Here is a 23,571-nt window from a genome sequence, read left to right on the forward strand (position 1 = left end):
CCCGGGCGCGGACTAGTCTGGGGGCCATGACTGCCGTGACCCCTGACTCATCTGCAACCGTTTCCGGGGACGTCCGGGCGACCGGCGCCGGGGACACCCGCGAGGCCGTGCACGCCGCGGCCCGTCGCGCCCGCGTCGCCTCCCGCCGGCTCGCCCTGCTCACCACCGCGCAGAAGGACGCCGCCCTGCACGCCGCCGCGGACGCGGTGCTCGCCGCGTCCGACGCGGTGCTCGCCGCGAACGCCGAGGACATCGAGACCGCCCGCGCGGCGGGCACCGAGGAGTCCCTGCTCGACCGGCTCCGGCTGACGCAGGCCCGCGTCGAGGGCATCGCGGCGGGGCTGCGGCAGGTCGCGGGGCTGCCCGACCCGATCGGCGAGGTGGTCCGTGGCTCGACCCTGCCCAACGGCCTCGAGATCCGGCAGATGCGGGTGCCGCTCGGCGTCGTCGGGATGGTGTACGAGGCCCGGCCCAACGTCACCGTCGACGCCTTCGGCCTGGCCCTCAAGTCCGGCAACGCGGCCCTGCTGCGCGGGTCGTCGTCGGCAGCCCACTCCAACGCCGCCCTCGTCGAGGCCCTGCGCGGCGCCCTCGCGATGCAGGAGCTGCCGGAGGACGCCGTACAACTGCTGCCCAGCGCGGACCGGTCCTCGGTCACGCACCTCATCCAGGCACGCGGACTCGTCGACGTCGTCATCCCGCGCGGCGGTGCCGGCCTGATCTCCGCCGTCGTCCGCGACGCCACCGTGCCCACCATCGAGACGGGCGTGGGCAACTGCCACGTGTACGTGCACGCGTCGGCCGATCTGGACATGGCCGAGAAGATCGTCGTCAACGCCAAGACCCGCCGGCCCAGCGTGTGCAACACCGCCGAGACGATTCTGGTGGACAAGGCCGTCGCCGACACCGCCGTACCCCGGCTGCTGCATGTGCTGCAGAACCACAGCGTCACCGTGCACGGTGACCTGCCCGGCCTCGAGCCGGCCACCGAGGCCGACTGGGCGGAGGAGTACCTGAGCCTCGACATCGCGCTCGCCGTCGTCGACGACCTCGACGCGGCCGTCGCGCACATCGACCGGTACGGCACCGGCCACACCGAGGCCATCGTCACCTCCGACCTCGCGGCGGCCCGGGAGTTCTCCGCGCGGGTCGACGCCGCAGCCGTTATGGTCAACGCCTCGACGGCGTTCACCGACGGCGAGCAGTTCGGGTTCGGTGCCGAGATCGGCATCTCCACCCAGAAGCTGCATGCCCGCGGCCCGATGGGACTGCCGGAACTCACCTCCACCAAGTGGGTGGTGTGGGGCGACGGCCACACCCGGCCGGCCTGAGGGTTCGCGACAGCGCTCGACGAGACCGGACCGGACGAGACCCGGACCCGACAGGGCCGGCCCCGACGAAAGGACACAGCGTGGACCGTGCGCTGCCGACCACCCCGCCGATCTTCGCCGACGTCGACGAGGTGATCGACCGCCTCGCCGAGACCGGATACCTCGCCGACAAGGCCACGGCCACCGCGGTGTTCCTCGCCGACCGCCTCGGCAAGCCGCTGCTCATCGAGGGCCCCGCCGGGGTGGGCAAGACCGAGCTCGCCCGGGCGGTGGCGCAGACCTCCGGCGCCGAGCTGGTGCGGCTGCAGTGCTACGAGGGTGTCGACGAGTCGCGGGCGCTGTACGAGTGGAACCACGCCAAGCAGATCCTGCGGATCCAGGCCGGCACCGACCATTCCTGGGACGCGACGAAGCAGGACGTGTTCTCCGAGGAGTTCCTCCTGCCGCGCCCGCTGCTGACCGCCATCCGCCGGGAGGATCCGACGGTGCTCCTGGTCGACGAGGTCGACAAGGCGGACGTGGAGATCGAGGGTCTGCTGCTCGAGGTGCTCAGCGATTTCGCGGTGACCGTGCCCGAGCTCGGCACCATCAGCGCCACCCGCAAGCCCTTCACGGTGCTCACCTCGAACGCGACGCGGGAGCTGTCCGAGGCACTCAAGCGACGCTGCCTGTTTCTGCACCTCGACTTCCCCGACGCCGACCTCGAGCGCCGCATCCTGGCGAGCCGGGTACCGGAGCTGCCCGAGACGGTCGCCGAGCAGCTCGTGCGCACGGTCCGGGTGCTGCGCGGCATGCAGCTCAAGAAGCTGCCGTCGGTGGCGGAGACGATCGACTGGGGTCGCACGCTGCTCGCCCTGGGCCTCGACACCCTCGACGACGCCGCCGTGCGGGCCACGCTCGGGGTGATCCTCAAACACCAGTCCGATCAGCTGCGGGCCGCGGCCGAGCTGCGGTTGAACTGACATGGCCGGGGCACGCCCGCCGGTGCGGGACCAGGGGCCGGCGGCGCCGCACGGCCTGCCCGGCCACCTGGTCGGGTTCGTCGAGGCACTGCGCCGCCGCGGCATTCCCGTAGGACCGTCCGAGACCGTCGATGCCGGCCGGGTCATGTCGGTGCTCGACCTGCTCGACCGGGACGCCCTCCGCGAGGGGCTGGCGTGCGCGCTGCTGCGCCGGCCCACCCACCGCCCGACCTTCGATGCCCTGTTCGACCTGTGGTTCCCGGCAGCGGTCGGCCGCCGCGAGGCCGGCGGGATCGATCCGGCGCTGCCGCGCACCCCGGACGGCGAGATCGACTTCGAGGCGCTGCGGGATCTGATCGCCGAGATACTCGCCGACGACTCCGCCGACGCGGTCGAGCTCGTCGAGCTGCTGACCGCGCAGATCGTCGAGGAGCTGGGGCAGTACACCTCGGGCAACGGACCGTCGTTCTCGGCGTACCAGGCGCTGCGCCAGGTGTCGCCCGAAACGCTGGTCTCGAAGATCCTCGAGGGCCTGCTCGGCAACGCCGGCCCGGAGGAGCGGGCTCAGGACACCGAGTACGCCACCGAGGTGGCGCGCCGCACGGCGGCGCGCCGAGTGGCGGATTTCCGGGCCATGGTCGAGCGCGAGACGCGTCGCCGCACCGCCGAACAGGTCGGACGCGACCGCGTCGCCACCTACGGGGTGCCCAAGCTCGCCGAGGAGGTCGACTTCCTGCGTGCCACCGACGCCGAGCTCACCGCGCTGCGCCGCAGCGTCACCCCGCTGGCGCGGCTGCTGGCGAGCCGGCTCGCCGCGCGCCGGCGGCGGGCCCGTGCGGGAGCGATCGACCTGCGCCGGACGCTGCGCAAGTCGATGTCCACCGGCGGGGTGCCCATCGACCTGGTCAACCGCAAGCCGCGCCCGGCCCGTCCGGAGCTGGTGGTGCTCTGCGACGTCTCCGGGTCGGTCGCCGGCTTCTCCCACTTCACCCTGCTGCTCGTGCATGCCCTGCGCGAGCAGTTCTCCCGCGTCCGGGTGTTCGCGTTCATCGACAGCACCGACGAGGTCACCCACCACTTCTCCGCCGGCGCCGACCTCGGGGCCGCTATGTCGCGGATGCTGCGCGAGGCCGAGCTGATCGCCTACGACGGCCACTCCGACTACGGTCACGCGCTGGGCGTGTTCACCGAGCGGTACGCGCACAGCCTCACCAGCCGCAGCTCCCTGCTCGTGCTCGGTGACGCGCGGACCAACTACCGCGATCCCAACCTCGGCGCCCTCGAGCACCTGGTGGCCGTCGCCCGGCACGCCCACTGGCTCAACCCGGAACCCCGCGGCCAATGGGGAGCCGGAGATTCGGCGGCGAAGGCGTACGGCGAGGTGATCACGATGCACGAGTGCCGGTCCGCGCAGCAGCTCGCGCAGGTGGTGGCGGGCCTGCTGCCGGTGTGAACCCGTAAGCTGGACAATCGTGCATGAGCCATCCGCCCCGAATCCGGCGCCGCGACGTCGCGACGGTGACACACGACACGGCGTCGGTGACACACGACGTCGCGTCGGTGTCATGGGCGGCACCTTCGACCCCATCCACCACGGGCACCTCGTCGCAGCCAGCGAGGTGGCCGACCGGTACGACCTCGACGAGGTCGTGTTCGTGCCCACCGGACAGCCGTGGCAGAAGTCGGGGAGCGAGGTCAGCACGGCCGAGGACCGCTATCTGATGACGGTCATCGCGACCGCCTCGAATCCGCGGTTCTCCGTCAGCCGGGTCGACATCGAGCGGGACAAGGCCACCTACACTGTCGACACGCTGCGCGACCTGCGTTCGCTGATGCCCGACGCCCAGCTGTACTTCATCACCGGCGCCGACGCGATCGCCTCGATCCTGTCGTGGCAGAACTGGACCGAATTGTTCGAGCTGGCCCGGTTCGTGGGAGTGTCGCGTCCGGGCTACGACCTGCACGTCGAGCATCTCGCCGAACACCTCGAGAAACTGCCCGCCGACACCGTCGGTCTCGTCGAGATCCCCGCGCTGGCGATCTCCTCGACCGACTGCCGGACGCGGGTGCGTGACCACAGGCCCATCTGGTACCTGGTGCCGGACGGGGTGGTGCAGTACATCACCAAGCGCAACCTGTACCGGCCCGCGAACTCGCGGCGCCTCGACGGGGCGGCGACCGTGTCATATCCCCACGCCGAGTCCCACCCCCACCCCGAGTCCCACCCCCACCCCGAGAGGAAGACCACGCAGTGACGGCAACTGCAGAAGCCATCGAGATGGCACGCATCGCGGCCCGCGCGGCCGACGAGAAACTGGCCACCGATGTCGTGGTGCTGGACGTGTCCGAGCAACTGGTCATCACCGACTGCTTCGTGATCGCCTCCGCGGCCAACGAGCGTCAGGTCAACGCCATCGTCGACAACGTCGAGGAGAAGCTGCGGCTGGCAGGCCACAAGCCCGTGCGGCGCGAGGGCACCCGCGAGGGTCGCTGGACGCTGCTGGACTACGTCGACGTGGTGGTACACATCCAGCACGACGACGAACGCAACTTCTACGCACTCGACCGGCTGTGGAAGGACTGCCCGGTGATCACCGTCGACGGCATCGGCGCTCCCGCGCCGGCCGACGACACCGGCGCGGGGTCGCCCGCGGCCGACGACACCGGCGCGGGGTCGCCCGCGGCCGACGACACCGGCGCGGGGTCGCCCGCGGCCGACGACGCCACGCCCACCGCGGACGACACGCCGGGCGACCGGTGACCCATCGGGTACCGGTCCGGCGCCTGATCCTGGTGCGTCACGGGCAGACCGAGTACAACGCCACCAGCCGGATGCAGGGGCAGCTCGATACCGAGCTGTCCGAGCTGGGGCGGCGTCAGGCCGTGGCCGCCGCCCGGATCCTCGTCGAGCACCGGCCCGTGGCGATCGTCTCCTCCGATCTGCGGCGCGCCTACGACACCGCCGTCGAACTCGGTGACCAGGCCGGCCTGCCGGTGGCGATCGATCCGCGGCTGCGCGAGACCCACCTCGGCCGGTGGCAGGGCCTGACCCACCACGACGTGGACTCGGTGTCCCCGGGGGCGCGGGCAGCGTGGCGGGCCGACGCCACCTGGGCGCCTCCCGAGGGGGAGAGCCGGGTCGACGTGGCCCGGCGCAGCGCCCCGGTGATCCAGGAACTGCTCGACAAACACGAGCAGTGGGTGCAGCGGCCGATCATCGTCGTCGCGCACGGCGGACTGATCGCGGCACTGACCGCCGCACTGCTCGATCTCCCGGTCGACCGGTGGCCGGTCCTCGGCGGACTCGGCAACACCGGCTGGGTCCAGCTCAGCGGATACGGGGACCAGCCCGCGTGGCGGCTCGACGTGTGGAACGCGACGGCTACGGTGGCGGCCGATGACGTCCTCTGACCCACGGCCGGTGGCCGGGCCGCAGCGGCCGACGCTGCTCGTGATCGGTGACTCGCTCAGCTACTACGGCCCGAAGGGCGGACTGCCGGCGGACCATCCGCGGATCTGGCCGAACATCGTGGCGCGGGAACTCGACTGGGACGTCGAACTCGTCGCGCGGATCGGGTGGACGACACGCGACGCGTGGTGGGCGATGACGCAGGATCCACGCGTGTGGGCGACGATCCCGCGGGCCGGTGCCGTCGTGCTGGCCGTGGGCGGCATGGACACCCTGCCGTCCCCTCTGCCGACGGCGCTGCGGGAGACCCTGCGCTACGTGCGGCCGCCGCGCCTGCGCCGCGTCGTGCGGGAGACCTACGGATGGCTGCAGCCCCGGCTCTCGCCCCTCGGCTGGCCGGTGGCCCTGCCGCCCCGGGTCAGCGTGGACTACCTCGAAACCATCCGCGAGTCGCTGGCGTACATGCGGCCGGACCTGCCCGTGATCGGCACGCTGCCGTCGGTGCATCGCAGCGAGCAGTACCGCGCCGTGCACCGCGGCCGTCCCGCCGCGGCCCGGGCGATCAACCGCTGGGCGTCCGAAAAGTCGGTTCCCCTGGTCGATCTCGGCGAGGCCGTGCACGCGGACATCCACTCCGGCGCGGCGAACCCGGACGGCATCCACTGGGGCTGGGACGGTCACAGCGAGGTGGCCGCCGCGGTTCTCGAGGCGGTACGGATGGTGCGCCGGGATGCGCGCGCCGCCGCGGAGGACATACGGTAGGCGGCGTGTCTGTAGTAGTGGTGACCGACTCGTCGTGCTGTCTCGACCCGGAAATGGTGGAGCGGTACGACATCCGTGTCGTGCCGCTGCACGTGATCGTCGACGGTGTCGAATTGCGCGAGGGCGTGGACGATCTGCCCGCCGACCTGTCCGGCGTCACCACCTCCGGTCCCTCCCCGGCCGAACTGACGGAGGCGTACGCCGAGGCGCTGTCGGACAGCGGTGGCGACGGCGTGGTCGCCGTGCACCTGTCCCGTGAGCTGTCGGGTACCTGGTCGGCCGCCCGCTACGCCGCCGACGCCCTCGGTGACCGGGTACAGCTGGTCGACAGTCGAACCACCGCAATGGGTTTGGGATTCGCTGCCCTGGCGGGGGCGGAGCTGGCCCGGTCCGGTGCGAGCGTGCGGGCCGTCTACGAACGGGCTGTGGAGGTCGCCGCCCGCAGCCGGACCCTGCTGGTGGTCGACCGGCTCGACCATCTGCGCCGTGGCGGCCGCATCGGCACCGCCACGGCCCTGCTGGGCACCGCTCTGGCGATGAAGCCGGTGCTCCACCTCGTCGACGGCCGGCTGGTGCTGCGGGAGAAGACCCGCACCATGACCAAGGCGATGGCGAAGCTGGTCGACGGCGTCGTCGACACCGCGGACCCGGTGACCGCGGTGGCCGTCCACCACCGCGAGGCCCCCGAACGCGCCGAACAGCTCGTCGCGCAGCTCGCCGAGCGGCTGCCCGCCGGCACCGCGCTGTCGGTGTCCGAACTCGACGCGGTTCTCGGCGCACACGTCGGTCCCGGCGCCGTCGGGGTGGTCGTCTCCCGCGCGTAGGGGTTGTCCACAGGCACACGATTCATCCACAGATTCGCCGGATCGCTTCGGCGGCCGCGTGGACGGCGGCCGGATCCGGTTAGCGTCGCGCCATGGGCAGCAGCGACGAGCACGATCTCGTGCGCAGCCGGCTCGACGCGATCGCCCGGTCCGCCGGCGATCGGGCATCGGCGGCGCCGACGATCCCGCACCAGGCGGACGACGACCCGCACCCGTGGTACGACCCGGCCGGCACCGTCGAGCCGCCGGGTCCGCTCGAGCGGTTGCGCGCGGCGCGCTGGCAGACCGGCCGGGGTGGGGCCGGGGCCCTCGCCGCGGTCGGTGTCGTGGCGGTGCTGGCCACACTCGTCGTGGTCTGGGGCGATCGTCCCGTCGCGGAGCCGGTACCGCCGCTGCCGGCGGTGGAGGTTGCGGCACCGGCGGCCGACCCCGTTGCGTCCCGGCAGGACACGGCGCCGGACGAGGTGGTGGTCAGCGTGGTGGGCCTGGTGGGCAAGCCCGGCCTGGTGCGGGTCGCGCCCGGCGCGCGGGTCGCCGACGCCCTCGCCGCCGCGGGCGGCACCCTCGACGGTGCGGACCTGGCCACCCTGAATCTGGCGCAGCGGCTCGCGGACGGAGACCAGGTCGTGGTGGGTGCGTCGCCGCCGGTTCCGCCGGCGAGCGGGGTGTCCGGCTCCGGCGGCGAGGGTGGGGTCGGGGAGCCCGGCGCCGCCCCCGGGGCGGGGCCGGTGAACCTCAACACCGCCGACGAGGCGACGCTCGATGCGCTGCCCGGCGTCGGTCCCGTCACCGCGGCCGCGATCGTCGCGTGGCGCCGGGACAACGGGCCGTTCACCGACATCGAACAGCTCGCCGAGGTCGACGGGATCGGTCCCGCTCGGCTGGCACGCCTGCGGACGCTGGTCGTGGTGTGACCGCGCCCGACCGCGACGACGCGCGACTGGTGCCGGGCGCGGTCGCGGCGTGGGCCGCAACCGCGCTCGGGTTGCACGCCGGCTGGCGGGTCTCGTTCGGGATCGCGGCGACGGCCGCCGTGTGCGCGGTGGCCACGGTCGTCGTGGCACGGCGACGACGGCTTCGTGCCGCGGCCCGGCCGCTGCTCGCCGCTCTCGTCGTCGCTGCCGGATTCTCGGCGGCGGTCGCACTGCGGGTGTGGGCGGCCGAGACGCATCCGCTCGCCGCCGCGGCCGCACGCGCCGGCTGGGCCACCCTGGTGGTCGAACCGACGGAGGACCCGAAAAGACTGGGAGACAGTGCGTTCGGCGGGGACCAGGTGCTGGTGCCGGCAACGTTGCACCGCGCCGAGCTGGGACCCGACCGGTACTCGGGCGGCGGCGCCGTCGTGGTGTTCGCCCCTGTCGACGATTGGGCGGAGCTGCTGCCGGGCCAGCGGATCACCCTGCGCGGACGGCTCGCCGAACCGGACGGCGCGGATCTGACGGTGGCCGTGGTCCGTGTCGACGGCCCGCCCCGATCGGTGCAGGCCCCCTCGCGGGTGCAGCAGTGGGCGGGACGGATCCGCGAGCGGCTCGCCTCGGCGTCCGGAGCGGTGCTCCCGCCCGCTGCGGCCGGGCTCCTGCCGGGCCTCGTCGTCGGCGACACCTCACGGCTGTCCGACGACGTCCGGGAGAGCTTCCGGGTGGCGGGACTGACCCACCTGACCGCGGTGTCCGGGGCCAACGTCAGCATCGTCCTCGGCGCGGTGCTCCTCGCCGTGCGGGGCCTCGGCCTCGGCCCCCGCACCGGCACGGCGCTCGCGGCGGTCGCGCTGGTGGCGTTCGTCGTCGTCGTGCGCCCGTCGCCGAGTGTGCTGCGCGCCGCCGCGATGGGAGCGATCGGGTTGCTCGCTCTGGTGACGGGCCGGCGCCGGCACGGCCTGCCGGCCCTCGCGGGCGCGGTCGGCGCCCTGCTCGTCGCCGCACCGGAACTCGCGACGGACGTCGGGTTCGCCCTGTCGGTCGCGGCCACCGCCGGGCTGGTGCTGGTGGCGCCGGCCTGGGTGACCCGGCTGCGGGCCCGCGGCTGGCCCCGCTCGGCGGCGGAGGTGTGCGCCGTCTCGGCGGCCGCGTTCGTCGTGACCGCCCCGATCGTCGCCGCACTGTCCGGCACCGTCAGCGTCGTGGCGGTCGCGGCCAACATCCTCGTCGCGCCGGTACTTCCGCCGTTGACCGTGCTCGGTACCACCGTCGCGGTGGTCTCCACGGCGTCGCCGACGGCGGCGGAGCTGCTCGCCCGCGGCACCGCACCCATGCTGTGGTGGATCCTCGAGGTGGCGGACCGCGCGGCCGACCTGCCCCTGGCCGAGGTGCCCGTGCCCGGAGGCGTGGGCGGAGCAGTCGCCGTCGGGGGCGGGCTCGTCGCCGCCCGGTGCCTGCCGCGACTGTGGCGTGGACGCCGGCCCGGGGCACCGGCGGTGATGTCCGGCCGTCGTGGCACGATCGATCCGTGAGCAACCCGCAGCTGCATCTCGTGCTCGGTGACGAAGACCTCCTCGTCGAACGCGCCGTCGCGCGGATCGTCGGTGACGTCCGGGCGCGGACGGGTGCGGGGTCCGAGCTGCCCGTCTCGCGGCTGCGCGCCGGGGACGCCGGCGCGGCCGAACTCGCCGAGCTGCTGAGCCCGTCGCTGTTCGCCGAGGACCGGGTGGTCGTCCTCGAATCCGCCGCGGAGGCCGGCAAGGACGCCGTCGCGCTGATCCTCGATGCGGCGACCGAACCGCCCGAGGGGGTCTCCCTGGTCGTCCTGCACAGTGGCGGCGGCCGCGCGAAGGCCATGGTGGGCGCCCTGCAGAAGTGCGGCGCCGAGACCCACGAGTGCGCCAGGATCACCAAGGCGGCCGAGCGGGTGGACTTCGTGCGTGCGGAGTTTCGCGCGGCGGGTGTGCGGGTCGCGCCGGAGGTCGTACAGGCGGTCATCGACGCCGTGGGCTCCGACCTGCGGGAGCTGGCAGCGGCGTGCAGCCAGCTGGTCGCCGACACGGGCGGCAAGATCGACGCCGCAGCCGTGCAGCGCTACTACTCCGGCAAGGCCGAGGTCACCGGGTTCGAGGTGGCCGAGAAGGCCGTGGCGGGCGACGAGCCGGGGGCGCTGGAATCGTTGCGGTGGGCGACGCATCGGGGCGTCGCGCACGTCCTGCTCGCCGACGCCCTCGCGGATGCTGTCCACACGATCGCGCGGGTCGGCTCGGCCGGGCGCGGGGACCCGTTCAAGATGGCATCCGAGCTCGGGATGCCTCCGTGGAAGGTGAAGAAGGCTCAGGCCCAGGCACGCGCGTGGGACCCGGGATCGATCGGGGCGGCGCTGCAGGTCGTGGCCGACCTCAATGCCGACGTCAAGGGCGCGGCCGCGGACGCCGACTACGCGGTGGAGCGCGCCGTGCGCCGCGTCGCGGGGCTGGCCGGCCGGACCCACTAGACGACGGAAGCCGCCCGGTCCGAGGGACGGGGCGGCTTCCGGAGCAGAGCTTGCGTTCTACCTCAGAGTCCGTTGGCGACCTTGGCCAGGGCGGACTTCTTGTTGGCGGCCTGGTTGGCGTGGATCACGCCCTTGCTGGCAGCCTTGTCGAGCTTGCGGCTGGTGGAGACGAGGAGCTCGGTGGCCTTGTCCTTGTCACCGGCGGCCGCGGCCTCGCGGAAGGAACGGATCGCCGTGCGCAGCGAGGACTTGACCGACTGGTTGCGGAGTCGGTTGCGCTCGTTGGTGCGGATCCGCTTCACCTGGGACTTGATGTTGGCCACGCGTAAAATCCTGTCGTCTTGCTGGTAGTTGGTCGGAAAGCTCTGGGCGCACTACGGCACCGACGGACCACGATACCAGCGGCCTGTCGCAAACCCCAAACCGGGCGCCGGAACCGCCGGTGGTGACGGGCAGGTGACAAGCGGGTTTCCGGCACTGCACAGCCCGGCATCCTGTAGCAGGATTTCGGGCATGAGCAGCCGAACAACCGTCGCCCGACCCCCCGACCGCTCCCGCTCGCGCAGGCGTTCCGACGGGGTGTTCGACGGCTATCGCGACGTGCCCGGCTACACGCTCGCGTTCGACGAGATGTTCGACGAGGCCGGTGGGGTGCGAGCCCCCTACCGGCGGCTGCACCAACGGTTCGTCTCCACCGGCGCCGACGAGCTCGCGGCGCGCACCGAGGCCCTCGGCCGCGCCTTCACCGACCAGGGCGTCACCTTCTCCCTGTCCGGACAGGAGCGGCCCTTCCCGCTCGACCTGATGCCCCGGGTCATCGCGGCGGCGGAGTGGGCCCGCCTCGAACGGGGCATCACCCAGCGGGTGAAGGCGCTCGAGATGTTCCTCGACGACGTCTACCGCGAGCAGCACATCCTCCGCGACCGCGTCATCCCCAAGCGGCTGGTGACCTCGTGCGAGCACTTCCACCGCGAGGCCGTCGGCATCGTCCCGCCCAACGGCGTCCGGATCCACGTCGCGGGCATCGACCTGATCCGCGACGAGAACGGCACGTTCCGGGTCCTCGAGGACAATCTGCGCTCGCCGTCCGGGGTGTCGTACGTCATGGAGAACCGGCGGGTGATGGCCCGGATCGCCCCGGACCTGTTCCGCGAGCACCGGGTGCGTCCCGTCGGCGACTACGCCTCGCACCTGCTGCGGGCGCTGCGGGCGGCCGCCGCGCTCAACGCTGCCGACCCGACCGTGGTGGTGCTGACCCCCGGCGTGGCCAACTCCGCGTATTTCGAGCACTCCCTGCTGGCCCGGCAGATGGGTGTCGAACTCGTCGAGGGCCGGGACCTGTTCTGTCGTGACAACGCGGTCTACATGCGCACCACCGAAGGCGAACGGCAGGTCGACGTGATCTACCGCCGGATCGACGACGCCTTCCTCGATCCGATGCAGTTCCGTCCCGACTCCGTGCTCGGCGTCGCCGGCATCCTCAACGCCGCCCGCGCCGGCAACGTCGTGATCTCGAGCGCCGTCGGCAACGGTGTCGGCGACGACAAGCTCGTCTACACCTACGTCCCCGAGATCATCGACTACTACCTCGGCGAGAAGCCGCTGTTGCCCAACGTCGACACGCTGCGCTGCTGGCTGGACGAGGAATGCGAGGAGGTGCTCGACCGTCTCGACGAACTCGTGATCAAGCCGGTGGAAGGCTCCGGCGGGTACGGCATCGTGTTCGGTCCCGACGCCTCGCCCGCCGAGCTGAAGACCATGACCCGCAAGATCCGCAACGACCCGCGCAGCTGGATCGCCCAGCCCGTCGTGCAGTTGTCCACCGTTCCCACCCGGGTGGGGGACCGGCTCGCGCCGCGTCACGTGGACCTGCGGCCCTTCGCCGTCAACGACGGGGAGGAGGTGTGGGTGCTGCCCGGCGGTCTCACGCGCGTCGCGCTGCCCGAAGGGTCGCTCGTGGTGAACTCGAGCCAGGGCGGCGGCAGCAAGGACACGTGGGTGCTCGCCGCGCGCAGTTCCGGGGAGGAACGAGAACTCGGCGGCGCCCAGGTGGTCGACCGGCCGGCGCACGGCGCGCAGGTCGAGCACGGACCCGACATCGGCGGCCCGCAACAGCAACAGCAACAACAGCAGCAGCAGAGCGGGCTCGGGGGTGGGCGCTGATGCTGGCCCGCAATGCCGAGTCCCTGTTCTGGATCGGCCGCTACGTCGAACGCGCCGACGACACCGCCCGCATCATGGACGTCGCGGTGCACCAGCTGCTCGAGGACTCCACGGTCGACCCCGACCGCACCTGCCGGCAGCTGCTGCGGGTACTCGGATTCGCCGAGCCGCCGGGCGTGCTGGACGTGTCCACCGTGGTCGACCTGATCGCGTTCGACCGGCAGGGGCAGGGGTCGATCGTCGATTCCGTCGCGCACGCGCGCGAGAACGCCCGCGGCGCCCGCGAGGTCACCTCCAGCGAGATGTGGGAGTGCCTGAACGCCACCTACAACGGTCTCGCCGAGCGCAAGCGGGCCGCCCAGCGGCTCGGACCGCACGAGTTCTTCCGGTACGTCGAGGAGCGTGCGGCGATGTTCGCGGGCCTGGCGGACTCGACGCTCAGCCGCGACGACGGCTATCGCTTCCTGCTGCTGGGCCGGTCCATCGAACGCGTCGACATGGTGGTACGGCTGCTGCTCTCCCGGGCGGGCGACCGCCCGGGCTCGCCGACGTGGGCGACGGTCCTGCGGTCGGTCGGTGGTCACGACACCTACCTGCGCACTTACCGCGGTGCCCTCGACGCGAGCCTGGTGCTCGAATTCATGCTGCTGGACCGGCTGTTCCCGCGGTCGGTGTTCTTCGCCATCAGCGAGGCCGAGCGGTGCCTCGGTGCGCTCGACCGGCATCCGCACAGCCGGATCGGTGCCCGGGACGAGGCGCAACGTCTGCTCGGCCGTGCCCGCAGCGAACTCGAGTTCCTCGCCCCCGGACGGCTGCTCGAGGATCTGCAGACGCGCCTGCAGTCGCTGCAGGAGATGTGCCGGCAGGTCGGCGAGGCGATCGCGCTGCAGTACTTCCACGCAGCGCCGTGGGTGGCCTGGACCGATGCCGGCGCGGCACAGGGGGAGACGATCGTGGAGGGTGAGTTGTGACCTGGCGGATGCGAGTGGTCCACAAGACGGGGTACGCGTACGACGCGCCGGTCACCTCGTCGTACAACGAGGTACGGCTCACGCCCCGCGCGGACAGCCGGCAGACCGTCGTGCTCAACCGGGTCGAGACCACCCCGGCGACACGGTCGTACCGGTACGTCGACTACTGGGGCACGGCGGTGACCGCGTTCGACCTGCACGCGCCGCACACCTCGCTGGAGGTCACCGGACTGTCGGTGGTGGAGACCGAGGAGACCGCGGTGCCCGACGAGGCGATCGGATGGGACGAACTGCGCAGCGAGGAGAACCGGGACCGCTACGACGAGGTGCTGCTGCCGTCGCGGTACGTGCCGGCCGATCGCGGTCTCGCCAGGGTCGCCCGGCAGATCGCCAAGGGTGCCGATCCGGTGGCCGCGGTGCTGGCCGCGGCGCAGTGGGTGCACGACGAGATGTCCTACGTCCCCGGCACGACGGGGGTGCACACCTCGGCCGTGCAGGCCTTCGAGGAACGCGAGGGGGTCTGCCAGGACTATGCGCACCTGACGCTGCTCCTGCTGCGCGGCATGGGAATTCCCAGCCGGTACGTGTCGGGTTACCTGCATCCGACGGCCGCTGCCCCCGTCGGGGCGACCGTCGCGGGGGAGTCGCACGCGTGGGTCGAGGCCTGGACCGGTTCGTGGTGGGGTTACGACCCGACCAACGCCACGGTCGTCGGTGAACAGCACGTGTCCGTCGGTACCGGCCGGGACTACGCGGACGTGCCGCCGCTGAAGGGCATCTACTCCGGCGGCGGTTCGACGGCACTCGACGTTGTTGTGGAGGTCACCCGGCTTGCGTAGTGTCCGCTGTGTCTTGTTGCGGTAGTGCTGTGCGGCCTGTGAGCCCGTCTTCGACCCGTGGTGCTCGCCAGTGCCGAAGTTCGACACATCGGATCCGGTCCCGCGGGACCGCACGACGCGAGGTGGGCGCATGACGAACGAACGCGAGACGGGCCACGAGGGCCGGGCGGCGGACCGGGCACCCGGGGCCGCCGAGCACGAGACCGAGCACGAGACCGCGCTCGAGGCCGTGGAGAAGGACGAATTCTCGGACGCCAAGAAGTACGCCGCGGAGGCGATCGGCACGTTCGTGCTGGTCTTCTCCGCGGTCGGCACGGCGGTGTTCGCCGGGGACAAGGTCGGCAATCTCGGCGTCGCGCTGGCGTTCGGGCTGACCCTGCTGTTCCTCGTCTACGCCATCGGGCCGATCTCCGGATGCCATGTGAACCCGGCGGTGACGGTCGGCCAGCTCGCGATCGGCCAGGTCACCCTCAAGCGGGCGGTGTTCTACGTCGTGGCCCAGGTCCTCGGCGGCCTCGTCGCGGGCGTGACGATCTACTCGGTGGCGCAGTCGCTGCCCACCTACGACCGGGCCGCGCAGGGGCTCGGCGCCAACGGCTGGGGCCCGCACAGCCCGTCGGCGGTGGAGGGCCCGCTCGGCGGTGTGCTCGTCGAGGGTTACGGGATCGGGGCGACCATGGTCGTCGAGGTGCTGCTGACCGCGCTGCTGGTGTTCGTGGTGCTCGCCGCGACGGACCAGGCCTCGGACGTCCTGCTGGCCGGGGTGTCGATCGGATTCACCCTGGCGGTGATCCACCTGGTCTCGATCCCGATCGACAACACCTCGGTCAATCCGGCGCGGAGCATCGCGGTCGCGCCGTACCAGGACGGCGCGCTCGGACAGCTCTGGCTGTTCATCCTGTTCCCGCTGATCGGCGGCGCCCTCGGGGCGCTGGTCTACCGGTCGCTGTTCGGGCGGTTCGCCGGATTGCGGCCGTCCACGGCGCGGGTGGCGGGCGCCCGCCGGCGGTAAGGCGAGGGCCGGCTACTGCCAGCCGTACTCGGCGCGAAGGCGCGCGGCGACCTGCTCGAACCGGGCCCGGTCGAGCACCGCGCCTTCGCGCCGGATGCCTTCCTCGGGCACGTCCAGCACGCGGTCCAGACGGACCCAGCTGGGCCGGTTGCCCGCGTCCCAGCTGCCGTTGCCCAGGGCCAGCCAGTCGCGGTGACCGTCCCGGTCGTTGTTCGACGACAGCATCAGGCCGAGCAGGGTGCCACCGTTGCGTCCGACGACGAGCACGGGCCGGTCCTTGCCCTGGGTCGCGTCCTCCTCGTAGGCCACCCACGTCCACACGATCTCGCCGGGGTCCGCGCGGCCGTCGAGGTCGGGGGCGTAGGCGATCCGCCGGGCGCGCTGCGCGGTGGGAGCGGTGTGGGAGGTCACCGGGCGGCCGGGCTTCGGGACCGGCCGGGCGGTGTCGGCGGCACCGGAGCCGAGCGCGGTCCGGGCCCGGTCGAGGGCGCCGGAGCGCTGCACCTGCTCGAGCAATCGCGGTCCCTGCTCGACCGCGAGCCGTCCCAGTTGCCTGCCCAGTTTCTTCCATGTGCCAGCCACGTCGGCGAGCTTAGCGGCGTGCGGGGCCGCGCAGGTGCGGCCGCGGGACCGGACCCGCCGCGACTTGGATATTCTGCAAGGGTGACCGCGTCCCGCCAGGGCCGCTGCCCGTCCGAGTCAGGAGCCCGACATCAGCACCTTCGCCGACACCACGTTCACGGACCCCGCGAAGATCCGGAACTTCTGCATCATCGCGCACATCGACCACGGCAAGTCGACGCTCGCGGACCGCATGCTGCAGCTCACCGGTGTGGTCGAGGAGCGCCAGATGCGGGCCCAGTACCTCGACCGGATGGACATCGAGCGCGAGCGCGGGATCACCATCAAGGCCCAGAACGTGCGGCTTCCGTGGCAGGTCGACGGCGAGGACTACGTGATGCACCTCATCGACACGCCCGGGCACGTGGACTTCACGTACGAGGTCTCCCGTGCGCTCGAGGCATGCGAGGGCGCGGTGCTCCTCGTCGACGCCGCCCAGGGCATCGAGGCGCAGACCCTCGCGAACCTCTACCTCGCTCTCGACAAGGATCTGACGGTCATCCCGGTCCTGAACAAGATCGATCTGCCCGCGGCCGACCCGGACCGCTACGCCGCCGAGCTCGCCCACATCGTCGGCTGCGAGCCCGAGGACGTGCTGCGCGTGTCGGGCAAGACCGGCGTGGGCGTGCCGGAACTGCTCGACGAGGTGATCCGGCAGGTGCCGCCGCCGGTCGGCGACCCCGACGCGCCGGCCCGCGCGATGATCTTCGACTCGGTGTACGACACCTACCGCGGCGTCGTCACGTACGTGCGTGTGGTCGACGGCAAGATCGTGCCCCGCGAGAAGATCAAGATGATGTCCACCGGCGCCACCCACGAGCTGCTCGAGGTGGGCATCGTCTCGCCCGAGCCGAAGGCCACCGCCGGTCTCGGCGTCGGCGAGGTCGGCTATCTCATCACCGGCGTGAAGGACGTGCGCCAGTCGAAGGTCGGCGACACCGTCACCTCTGCCCGCGGCGGCGCCGCCGAGCCGCTCACCGGCTACCGCGAGCCCCGCCCGATGGTCTACTCCGGCCTGTACCCGGTGGACGGGTCGGACTACCCCGTCCTGCGCGACGCCCTCGACAAGTTGCAGCTCAACGACGCCGCGCTCACCTACGAACCCGAGACGTCGGTGGCTCTGGGCTTCGGATTCCGGTGCGGCTTCCTCGGCCTGCTGCACATGGAGATCACCCGGGAGCGGCTCGAGCGCGAGTTCGGCCTCGACCTGATCTCCACCGCCCCCAACGTGGTCTACCGCGTGGTGCTCGAGGGCGGGCAGGAGCACATCGTCACCAACCCGTCGGACTGGCCCGAGGGCAAGGCCCGCGAAATCTACGAGCCGATCGTCAAGTGCACGATCATCTCCCCGAGCGAGTTCATCGGTTCGATCATGGAACTGTGCCAGTCGCGGCGCGGCGAGCTCGGCGGCATGGACTACCTGTCCGAGACCCGCGTCGAGCTGCGCTACACCCTGCCGATGGCCGAGATCATCTTCGACTTCTTCGACTCGCTGAAGTCCCGCACCCGCGGCTACGCCAGCCTCGACTACGAGGAGGCCGGCGAGCAGGAAGCCGCGCTGGTGAAGGTGGACATCCTGTTGCAGGGCGAGGCCGTCGACGCGTTCAGTGCGATCGTCCACAAGGACGCGGCGGCCGCGTACGGCAACAAGATGACCACCAAACTCAAGGAGCTCATCCCGCGGCAACAGTTCGAGGTCCCGGTGCAGGCGGCGATCGGGTCGAAGATCATCGCCCGGGAGAACATCCGCGCGATCCGCAAGGACGTGCTCGCCAAGTGCTACGGCGGCGACATCAGCCGCAAACGCAAGCTGCTCGAGAAGCAGAAGGAGGGCAAGAAGCGGATGAAGACGATCGGCCGGGTGGACGTTCCGCAGGAGGCGTTCGTGGCCGCGCTCTCGTCCGAGGCGTCTGCCGACAAGCCGAAGGGGAAGTAGCCCACCGTGCTCGAGACCTGGCTCACGCGCACCCTGGGCGTCACCGTCCCGCTGCTCGGCGCCCCGATGGGAGGCCGCGCCGGCGGCCGGCTGGCCGGCGAGGTGACCCGCGCGGGGGGCCTCGGTCTGATCGGAGCCGCGCGTTACAACACCCCGCAATGGCTGTCGGCCGAGTCGGCGGTGGCCCGCGAACTCGGCGGCGGGCTGCTCGGTTTCGGCCTGATGACGTGGTCGCTGGCCGCCGACGACAGTCTTCTCGACGCGGTGCTGGCCGAACGGCCCCGGGTGGTGTCGCTGTCCTTCGGCGATCCGGCGCCCTATGTGCCGCGCGTGCACGCGGCGGGCGCCCTGGCGATCTCCCAGATCAACACGATCGAGGACCTGCGGATCGTCGAGGCCGCCGGGGTCGACGCGGTCGTCGCGCAGGGACACGAGGCCGGCGGGCACACCGGCCGCATCGGGACGCTGCCGCTCCTGCAGGAGGTGCTCGAATCGACGTCGCTGCCGGTGCTCGCCGCCGGCGGCATCGCGTCCGGACGGGGACTGGCCGCGGTGCTCGCGGCCGGCGCCGAGGGCGCGCTCGTCGGCACCGCGTTGCTGGCGAGCCCCGAGACGGTCGGCCCGGAGTATGCCCGGGACAGGCTCGTCGCGGCGAGCAGCACCGACACCGTCTACACCGACGTCTTCGACCGGGCCCGGCACCAGCCGTGGCCGGCGCGGTGGGGCGGCCGGGCCCTGACGAACGACTACACCGCCGAGTGGCACGGGCGCGGCGCCGACGAGGAGACCCTCGCCGCCGCGTACGACGGCAACGACCCCCGGCTCGGCGTGGTCTACGCGGGTGAGGCGGCCGGACTCGTGCGGGAACAGCGGCCCGCCGGCGAGATCGTCCGCGACATCGCGACCCGCGCGGAGGAACTGCTGCGCCGCTTCGGGTAGCGGGTCAGGGCGCCGGACGCGCGGGCAGGAACTCCCCGGCCGCGATCTGTTCCTCCGCCCGGATCACGTGCACGACCGCGTTGATCTGCGCCAGGTGGGTGAAGGCCTGGGGGAAGTTGCCCAGGTGCCGGCCCGAGCGCGGGTCGATCTCCTCGGCGTAGAGCTTGAGCGGGCTGGCGTAGCCGAGGAGTCGTTCGCACAGGGTGCGGGCCCGTTCCACCTCGCCGATCTCCACCAGGGCGGAGACCAGCCAGAACGAGCAGATCGTGAAGCTGCCCTCCTCGCCGGTCAATCCGTCGTCGGTGGAGTCCACCCGGTATCGCAGGACCAGGCCGTCCTCGGTCAGTTCGTCCTCGATCGCCAGGACCGTCGCCCGCACCCGCGGGTCGTCGGCCGGCAGGAACCGCAGCAGCACGACCAGCAGCGCGGACGCGTCCAGGGAGGGATGACCGTAGCGCTGGGTGAACACCCCGCGCTCGTCGACGCCGTGGGCGAGAATGTCCGCCTTGATCTCGTCGGCGACGGCGTCCCACCGCGCGGCGTGGTCCGGGCGGCCCTGCATGCGCGCCAGTCGCGCGCCGCGGTCGAGGGCGACCCAGCACATCACCTTGGACGAGGTGAAATGCTGCGGCTCTCCCCGGACCTCCCAGATGCCGCGATCGGGCAGGCGCCAGTGGTCCTCGGCCTGGCCGACGAGCCGCTGCACGGCCGGCCAGAAGGTCTGGGGCATGTGCCGGCGGGTCCTCGCGTGCAGGTACACCGAGTCGAGCATGGCGCCCCAGATGTCGTGCTGCGTTTGGTGATACGCATCGTTGCCGATCCGCACCGGACGGGCCCCGTCGTAGCCGCACAGGTGGTCGAGCTGCGATTCGGTGAGCACGCGCTCCCCACCCACGCCGTACATCACCTGCAGCGGCTGCAACCGGCCGTCCTCGCTGCGGGAGGCGTCGGAGATGAACGCGAAGAACGCGTCGGCCTCCCGGTCGAGGCCGAGGGTGTACAGGCCCCACAGTGCGAACGTGGAATCCCGCACCCATGCGTAGCGGTAGTCCCAGTTACGTTCTCCGCCAGGCGTTTCCGGGAGAGACGTGGTGGCCGCCGCGAGCAGGGCGCCGGTCGGTGCGTAGGTCAGGCCCTTGAGGGTCAGGGCGCTGGCCTGCAGGTAACTCCGCCAGGGGTGATCGGGGAAACGGCCCGTGGTGATCCACTCGCGCCAGAAGTCGGCCGTCTCCGCCATTTTCGCGGCGGCTTCCTCGAACGTGGCGGGACACTGCACATCCGACCACGACAGCGCGACGAACGCCTTGTCGCCCTTGACCATCCGGGTGCGTGCCCGGGCCTCGCCGCCCTCGAGCCCGAGCCGGAGGTCGGTGGTGAGCCGTAGTTCGGGATGCTCGCCGGGTTCGCCGCCGGTGCAGAACGCGGTGGCCTCCTCGTACACCTTGCCCGTGTACTCCCAGCGCACCGGGGCGCGGTGGTAGTCGAACGCCGGCGCGCAACTGACGTCGAGTTCCACCGTCCCGCTCACGCAGCGGACGGTGCGCAGCAGAATGTGCTCGGCGTCCCAGTCCGTCGGCGTCCGGGTGTGGGTGCGCGATCGTTCCTGGACGGCGTGCCAGGGCCCCATCACCAGCGCGTCCCGCACCACCATCCATCCCGTCTCGGTCTGCCACGTGGTCTCGAGGATCAGTCCGCCGGGCAGATACCGGCGTGCAGCGGGCACGGTGCGGTCGTGCGGTCCGACGCGGAAGTACCCGGCGCTGCGGTCGAGAATCGCCCCGAACACGCTGGGCGAGTCGGGCCGGGGCAGGCACATCCATTCCACCGCCCCGTTGCGCGCGATGAGGCATGTCGTTTCGCAGTCCGACAGGAACGCGTAGTCGTCGATCGGCGGGTACGGGCTGCGGTGTGGCGGGTGGGAATGCGCGGAGGAGATCCCGGACCCCGGAAACGTCTGTGCCATCACCTCATGATCCCGGCACCCGGCCGTCGGCGTCCACCGAAACGGCGACGACTAGGGTGGGGGCGTGGATCGGGTGGCATCGTGGTGGGACGGCTTCGAGTTGTGGCTGGCCGGCCTTCCCTTCGTCCCGCAGGTCGCGCTGGTGCTGGTCGTCATGGTGCCGTTGTGCGCCGGCGTGGCCTGGCTGCTCGACCGCGCCCTCGCGGGCGTGCTCGCGGCCGTCGGACGCAGAGAGCCGGCCGCGTCCGAACGGAAGACGGAGGATCGCTGACATGCCACGCTCGCGCGTGACCCTGGCCCTGCTGGCCCTGCTCGTTCTCGTCGTCGTGGCCTGGCTGCTGACCCGCTGACCCTGCGCCGGAGGTACGTCGTGAAATCTCGTCCGGGCCGGCGCGTCGCGGCGCTCGCCTCGATCGCGGCCGTCGTGCTCACCGCGTGTTCGGCCGGCTCCGGCGATCGCGGCGACGCGGCCGAGGCCGCCTCCGGGCCCACCGTCGACCTGTACGCCCACGAGGGTGCCCGGGCGGCGCTGGACACGGTGATCGCCGCGTTCGGCGCCACCGAGGCCGGCGAGGACGTCCGGTTCGACGTCGCGTCCGGTCCGTCCGCGCAGCAGGCCGTCGCCGTCGTGGACGGCGCCTCGGCCGATTTCGTCACCTTCGCATCGGTGCCGGACCTGACCGGCCTCGTCGACGCGGGACTCGTCGACCCGGACTGGAACGCGGGAGCGTACCGGGGAGTCCCGTACGGGTCCGTCGTCACGATGGTCGTGCGGGAGGGCAATCCGCGGGGTGTGGCGGGCTGGGACGATCTGCTCGCGCCCGGTCTCGAGGTGATCACCCCCGACCCGTCGGCCTCCGGTGCGGCGAAGCTGAACCTGCTCGCCGCGTACGCCGCGACGAGCGACGGCGGTGCCGATCCGCAGGCGGGGCTGGACTACCTCGCCGCGCTCGTCGGTGACCACGTCGAAACCTCGCCCGCGAGCGGCGAAGAGGCCGTGGAGGCGTTCGTGCAGGGTGCCGGCGACGTGCTGCTCCTCTCGGAACAGGAGGCGTTGCGGCTCGAGCGCGACGGCGCCGCCGTCCGGCGTGTCCCCCTGACCACCACTCTCCGGATCGACAGCCCCGCCGCGGTGATCGACAACGCACCCGACGTGCGGGCGGCCCAGGAGTTCAACGACTTCCTCTACACCGGGGAGGCGCAACGGCTGTGGGCGGCGGCCGGATTCCGGCCCGCCGACCCGGGTGCCGCACGCGAGTTCGCCGACGACTTCCCGGATCCCGAAAGACTGTGGACCGTCGAGGATCTCGGTGGCTGGAGCACGGTCGACGCCGAGCTGTTCCGGCCCGGTACCGGCAGCATCGCCGTGATCTACGCCGACGCGGCGAACTAGGGCGACGGAGCCGGGGATCCGCGCGCCCTGCGGACTGCTGCGCTCGAAATTCCTTGCGCGACCGGAGGTCACGGCCGCATGCGTCACTCGCGGCAGATGAGTACCGGGCAGCGGGAGTGATGGAGCAGGCCCTGGCCGGTGGAGCCGAGCAGAGCCGACGCGATCGTGCTGCGACCGTGGCTGCCCACCGCGACGAGTTGCGCGTCGATGGAACGCTCGATGAGGGCCACCATCGCGCCGCGGCGCTCGAGCTCCGTCCGCAGCTCGACGTCGGGATACCGCTCGCGCCAGCCGGCCAGGCTCTCCGCGAGGTCGGCGACCTTCTGCTCCGCGTACGTCGTCCAGTCGACGAAGCGGGCGGACTCGTCGTAGCCCCGCAGGGTCGACTGCTCGGTCCATGCGTGCACGGCGATCAGCGGTACGCCGAGGAACGACGCGAACTCGAACGCATGCTCGATGGCGGCGTTGCTCAACGCGCTGCCGTCGACGCCGACGACGACCGGCCGGGTGTCCACCTCCTCGTGGTCGCCCTCGCCCCGCCACGCCACGACCGGGCAACGGGCGTGGTTGGCGACGCGGACGACGTCGGAGCCGGCGAACATCGAGCGCAGTTCACCGGTCGTGGTCCGGCCCACCACCAGCAGGCGGGCGGTCTTCGACAGTTCGACGAGGGTCTTCGCCGGCGGTCCCGGCCGGCTGCTGCATTCGACCGTCACGTCCGTGCGGCCGTCGAGCGCCGCCCGGCGGGCGCGTTCGAGCAGCCGTTCGCTGTCGGCCTGCAGGAGCTTGGCGAACTCCTCCTTGGATCTGCCGCCGGTCGCGCTCGGCGCATCGGGCAGCACGTTGACGAGGTGCAGCGGCTCGCGGAAGATCCGGGCGGCAGATGCGGCCCAGTGGGCCGCGGAGAACGAGCCGTCCGAACCGTCGATGCCGACTACGATCCCGTGCCGAATCGGTGCTGTGGCCATGACGATGCCTCCTTGCCTCGACTCCAGTCTGTCCCGATAGGACCGGCGTGCGCCAGAGGCAATC

Annotated in this window: 23 protein-coding genes; 19 read left to right on the forward strand and 4 right to left on the reverse strand. The window is 72.0% G+C overall.

Translation table 11 applies throughout. From position 1 onward, the window contains the following. The first annotated feature begins 26 nt into the window (after positions 1-26). From JYA75_RS15540 to holA, 11 genes are all read left to right on the forward strand, one after another. Positions 27-1,331, forward strand: a complete 1,305-nt coding sequence (locus JYA75_RS15540) for a glutamate-5-semialdehyde dehydrogenase (RefSeq protein WP_168579777.1) — start codon at positions 27-29, stop codon at positions 1,329-1,331. An 80-nt stretch (positions 1,332-1,411) separates the two neighbouring features. Next, entirely contained in the window at positions 1,412-2,293 is an 882-nt protein-coding gene (locus tag JYA75_RS15545) for a MoxR family ATPase (RefSeq protein ID WP_006933754.1), read from the forward strand. 1 nt (position 2,294) lies between these two features. Continuing rightward, positions 2,295-3,746: a VWA domain-containing protein gene (locus tag JYA75_RS15550; RefSeq protein ID WP_029544388.1), complete on the forward strand. Its 1,452-nt coding sequence runs from the start codon at positions 2,295-2,297 to the stop codon at positions 3,744-3,746. Between the two features lie 19 nt (positions 3,747-3,765). Continuing rightward, positions 3,766-4,548 (forward strand): nicotinate-nucleotide adenylyltransferase, encoded by a 783-nt coding sequence (gene nadD / locus JYA75_RS15555; RefSeq protein ID WP_080688406.1) that lies wholly within the window; start codon positions 3,766-3,768, stop codon positions 4,546-4,548. Next, positions 4,545-5,054 carry a ribosome silencing factor gene (gene rsfS, locus JYA75_RS15560; protein ID WP_006933760.1) on the forward strand — a complete coding sequence of 170 codons (510 nt, stop codon included), beginning with the start codon at positions 4,545-4,547 and terminating at the stop codon, positions 5,052-5,054. The genes nadD and rsfS overlap by 4 nt, the downstream gene beginning before the upstream one ends. After that, positions 5,051-5,704, forward strand: a complete 654-nt coding sequence (locus tag JYA75_RS15565) for a histidine phosphatase family protein (protein ID WP_006933762.1) — start codon at positions 5,051-5,053, stop codon at positions 5,702-5,704. Before rsfS ends, JYA75_RS15565 begins: the two co-directional genes overlap by 4 nt. Then, positions 5,691-6,464, forward strand: a complete 774-nt coding sequence (gene octT, locus JYA75_RS15570; RefSeq protein WP_029544384.1) for a diglucosylglycerate octanoyltransferase — start codon at positions 5,691-5,693, stop codon at positions 6,462-6,464. The genes JYA75_RS15565 and octT overlap by 14 nt, the downstream gene beginning before the upstream one ends. A 5-nt stretch (positions 6,465-6,469) precedes the next feature. After that, complete coding sequence (locus JYA75_RS15575; protein WP_029544382.1) at positions 6,470-7,288, forward strand: DegV family protein; 819 nt, start codon at positions 6,470-6,472, stop codon at positions 7,286-7,288. Between the two features lie 92 nt (positions 7,289-7,380). Then, a complete protein-coding gene (locus tag JYA75_RS15580; protein WP_029544380.1) occupies positions 7,381-8,202 on the forward strand; it encodes a ComEA family DNA-binding protein in 822 nt (273 codons plus the stop codon). Next, positions 8,199-9,737 (forward strand): ComEC/Rec2 family competence protein, encoded by a 1,539-nt coding sequence (locus JYA75_RS15585; protein ID WP_203329193.1) that lies wholly within the window; start codon positions 8,199-8,201, stop codon positions 9,735-9,737. The genes JYA75_RS15580 and JYA75_RS15585 overlap by 4 nt, the downstream gene beginning before the upstream one ends. Then, positions 9,734-10,702 (forward strand): DNA polymerase III subunit delta, encoded by a 969-nt coding sequence (holA, locus tag JYA75_RS15590; RefSeq protein ID WP_006933777.1) that lies wholly within the window; start codon positions 9,734-9,736, stop codon positions 10,700-10,702. Before JYA75_RS15585 ends, holA begins: the two co-directional genes overlap by 4 nt. A gap of 62 nt (positions 10,703-10,764) precedes the next feature. Here the strand turns inward: holA and rpsT are convergent, their stop codons facing one another. After that, the gene (gene rpsT / locus JYA75_RS15595; RefSeq protein WP_003937021.1) at positions 10,765-11,025 is read right to left on the reverse strand and encodes a 30S ribosomal protein S20; all 261 of its coding nucleotides are present in this window, start codon (positions 11,023-11,025) and stop codon (positions 10,765-10,767) included. 190 nt (positions 11,026-11,215) lie between these two features. Here rpsT and JYA75_RS15600 point away from each other — a divergent pair, with 190 nt between their 5' ends. The 4 genes from JYA75_RS15600 (at position 11,216) to JYA75_RS15615 (ending at position 15,687) form a co-directional block, all read left to right on the forward strand. Next, complete coding sequence (locus JYA75_RS15600) at positions 11,216-12,865, forward strand: circularly permuted type 2 ATP-grasp protein (protein ID WP_006933779.1); 1,650 nt, start codon at positions 11,216-11,218, stop codon at positions 12,863-12,865. Next, the gene (locus JYA75_RS15605; protein WP_006933787.1) at positions 12,865-13,836 is read left to right on the forward strand and encodes an alpha-E domain-containing protein; all 972 of its coding nucleotides are present in this window, start codon (positions 12,865-12,867) and stop codon (positions 13,834-13,836) included. The genes JYA75_RS15600 and JYA75_RS15605 overlap by 1 nt, the downstream gene beginning before the upstream one ends. Positions 13,837-13,844: 8 nt before the next feature. Continuing rightward, positions 13,845-14,675, forward strand: a complete 831-nt coding sequence (locus tag JYA75_RS15610) for a transglutaminase family protein (RefSeq protein WP_029544370.1) — start codon at positions 13,845-13,847, stop codon at positions 14,673-14,675. 130 nt (positions 14,676-14,805) lie between these two features. Further along, a complete protein-coding gene (locus JYA75_RS15615; RefSeq protein ID WP_029544368.1) occupies positions 14,806-15,687 on the forward strand; it encodes an aquaporin in 882 nt (293 codons plus the stop codon). Positions 15,688-15,699: 12 nt separating this feature from the next. Here the strand turns inward: JYA75_RS15615 and JYA75_RS15620 are convergent, their stop codons facing one another. Continuing rightward, positions 15,700-16,269, reverse strand: coding sequence for a type II toxin-antitoxin system PemK/MazF family toxin (locus tag JYA75_RS15620; protein WP_029544366.1), 570 nt, complete (start codon positions 16,267-16,269; stop codon positions 15,700-15,702). A gap of 187 nt (positions 16,270-16,456) precedes the next feature. Between JYA75_RS15620 and lepA the strand changes: the two genes are divergently transcribed. Beyond that, positions 16,457-18,244 (forward strand): translation elongation factor 4, encoded by a 1,788-nt coding sequence (gene lepA / locus JYA75_RS15625; protein WP_230304568.1) that lies wholly within the window; start codon positions 16,457-16,459, stop codon positions 18,242-18,244. A gap of 6 nt (positions 18,245-18,250) precedes the next feature. Then, complete coding sequence (locus tag JYA75_RS15630) at positions 18,251-19,183, forward strand: nitronate monooxygenase (protein ID WP_203329194.1); 933 nt, start codon at positions 18,251-18,253, stop codon at positions 19,181-19,183. 4 nt (positions 19,184-19,187) lie between these two features. On the opposite strand, the gene JYA75_RS15635 is transcribed toward JYA75_RS15630, so the two are convergent. Continuing rightward, positions 19,188-21,146 (reverse strand): glycoside hydrolase family 15 protein, encoded by a 1,959-nt coding sequence (locus tag JYA75_RS15635; protein WP_029544363.1) that lies wholly within the window; start codon positions 21,144-21,146, stop codon positions 19,188-19,190. A 64-nt stretch (positions 21,147-21,210) separates the two neighbouring features. On the opposite strand from JYA75_RS15635, the gene JYA75_RS15640 reads away from it, so the two are divergent. Continuing rightward, positions 21,211-21,417 carry a hypothetical protein gene (locus JYA75_RS15640; protein WP_006933801.1) on the forward strand — a complete coding sequence of 69 codons (207 nt, stop codon included), beginning with the start codon at positions 21,211-21,213 and terminating at the stop codon, positions 21,415-21,417. A gap of 99 nt (positions 21,418-21,516) precedes the next feature. After that, the gene (locus tag JYA75_RS15645) at positions 21,517-22,539 is read left to right on the forward strand and encodes an extracellular solute-binding protein (RefSeq protein WP_029544361.1); all 1,023 of its coding nucleotides are present in this window, start codon (positions 21,517-21,519) and stop codon (positions 22,537-22,539) included. A gap of 83 nt (positions 22,540-22,622) precedes the next feature. On the opposite strand, the gene JYA75_RS15650 is transcribed toward JYA75_RS15645, so the two are convergent. After that, complete coding sequence (locus JYA75_RS15650; protein WP_029544359.1) at positions 22,623-23,507, reverse strand: universal stress protein; 885 nt, start codon at positions 23,505-23,507, stop codon at positions 22,623-22,625. Positions 23,508-23,571: the final 64 nt, after the last annotated feature.

The organism is Rhodococcus sp. PSBB066 (assembly GCF_017068255.1).
Lineage (GTDB): Bacteria > Actinomycetota > Actinomycetes > Mycobacteriales > Mycobacteriaceae > Rhodococcus > Rhodococcus aetherivorans.

What these genes read in the sequence shown, in the direction of transcription:
- octT (WP_029544384.1), top strand. Translation starts at nt 5,691, where the DNA reads ATGACGTCCTCTGACCCACGGCCGGTGGCCGGGCCGCAGCGGCCGACG.
- JYA75_RS15605 (WP_006933787.1), top strand. Translation starts at nt 12,865, where the DNA reads ATGCTGGCCCGCAATGCCGAGTCCCTGTTCTGGATCGGCCGCTACGTC.
- JYA75_RS15600 (WP_006933779.1), top strand. Translation starts at nt 11,216, where the DNA reads ATGAGCAGCCGAACAACCGTCGCCCGACCCCCCGACCGCTCCCGCTCG.
- JYA75_RS15540 (WP_168579777.1), top strand. Translation starts at nt 27, where the DNA reads ATGACTGCCGTGACCCCTGACTCATCTGCAACCGTTTCCGGGGACGTC.
- JYA75_RS15615 (WP_029544368.1), top strand. Translation starts at nt 14,806, where the DNA reads ATGACGAACGAACGCGAGACGGGCCACGAGGGCCGGGCGGCGGACCGG.
- JYA75_RS15580 (WP_029544380.1), top strand. Translation starts at nt 7,381, where the DNA reads ATGGGCAGCAGCGACGAGCACGATCTCGTGCGCAGCCGGCTCGACGCG.
- JYA75_RS15650 (WP_029544359.1), bottom strand. Translation starts at nt 23,507, where the DNA reads ATGGCCACAGCACCGATTCGGCACGGGATCGTAGTCGGCATCGACGGT.
- JYA75_RS15635 (WP_029544363.1), bottom strand. Translation starts at nt 21,146, where the DNA reads ATGGCACAGACGTTTCCGGGGTCCGGGATCTCCTCCGCGCATTCCCAC.
- JYA75_RS15550 (WP_029544388.1), top strand. Translation starts at nt 2,295, where the DNA reads ATGGCCGGGGCACGCCCGCCGGTGCGGGACCAGGGGCCGGCGGCGCCG.
- JYA75_RS15610 (WP_029544370.1), top strand. Translation starts at nt 13,845, where the DNA reads ATGCGAGTGGTCCACAAGACGGGGTACGCGTACGACGCGCCGGTCACC.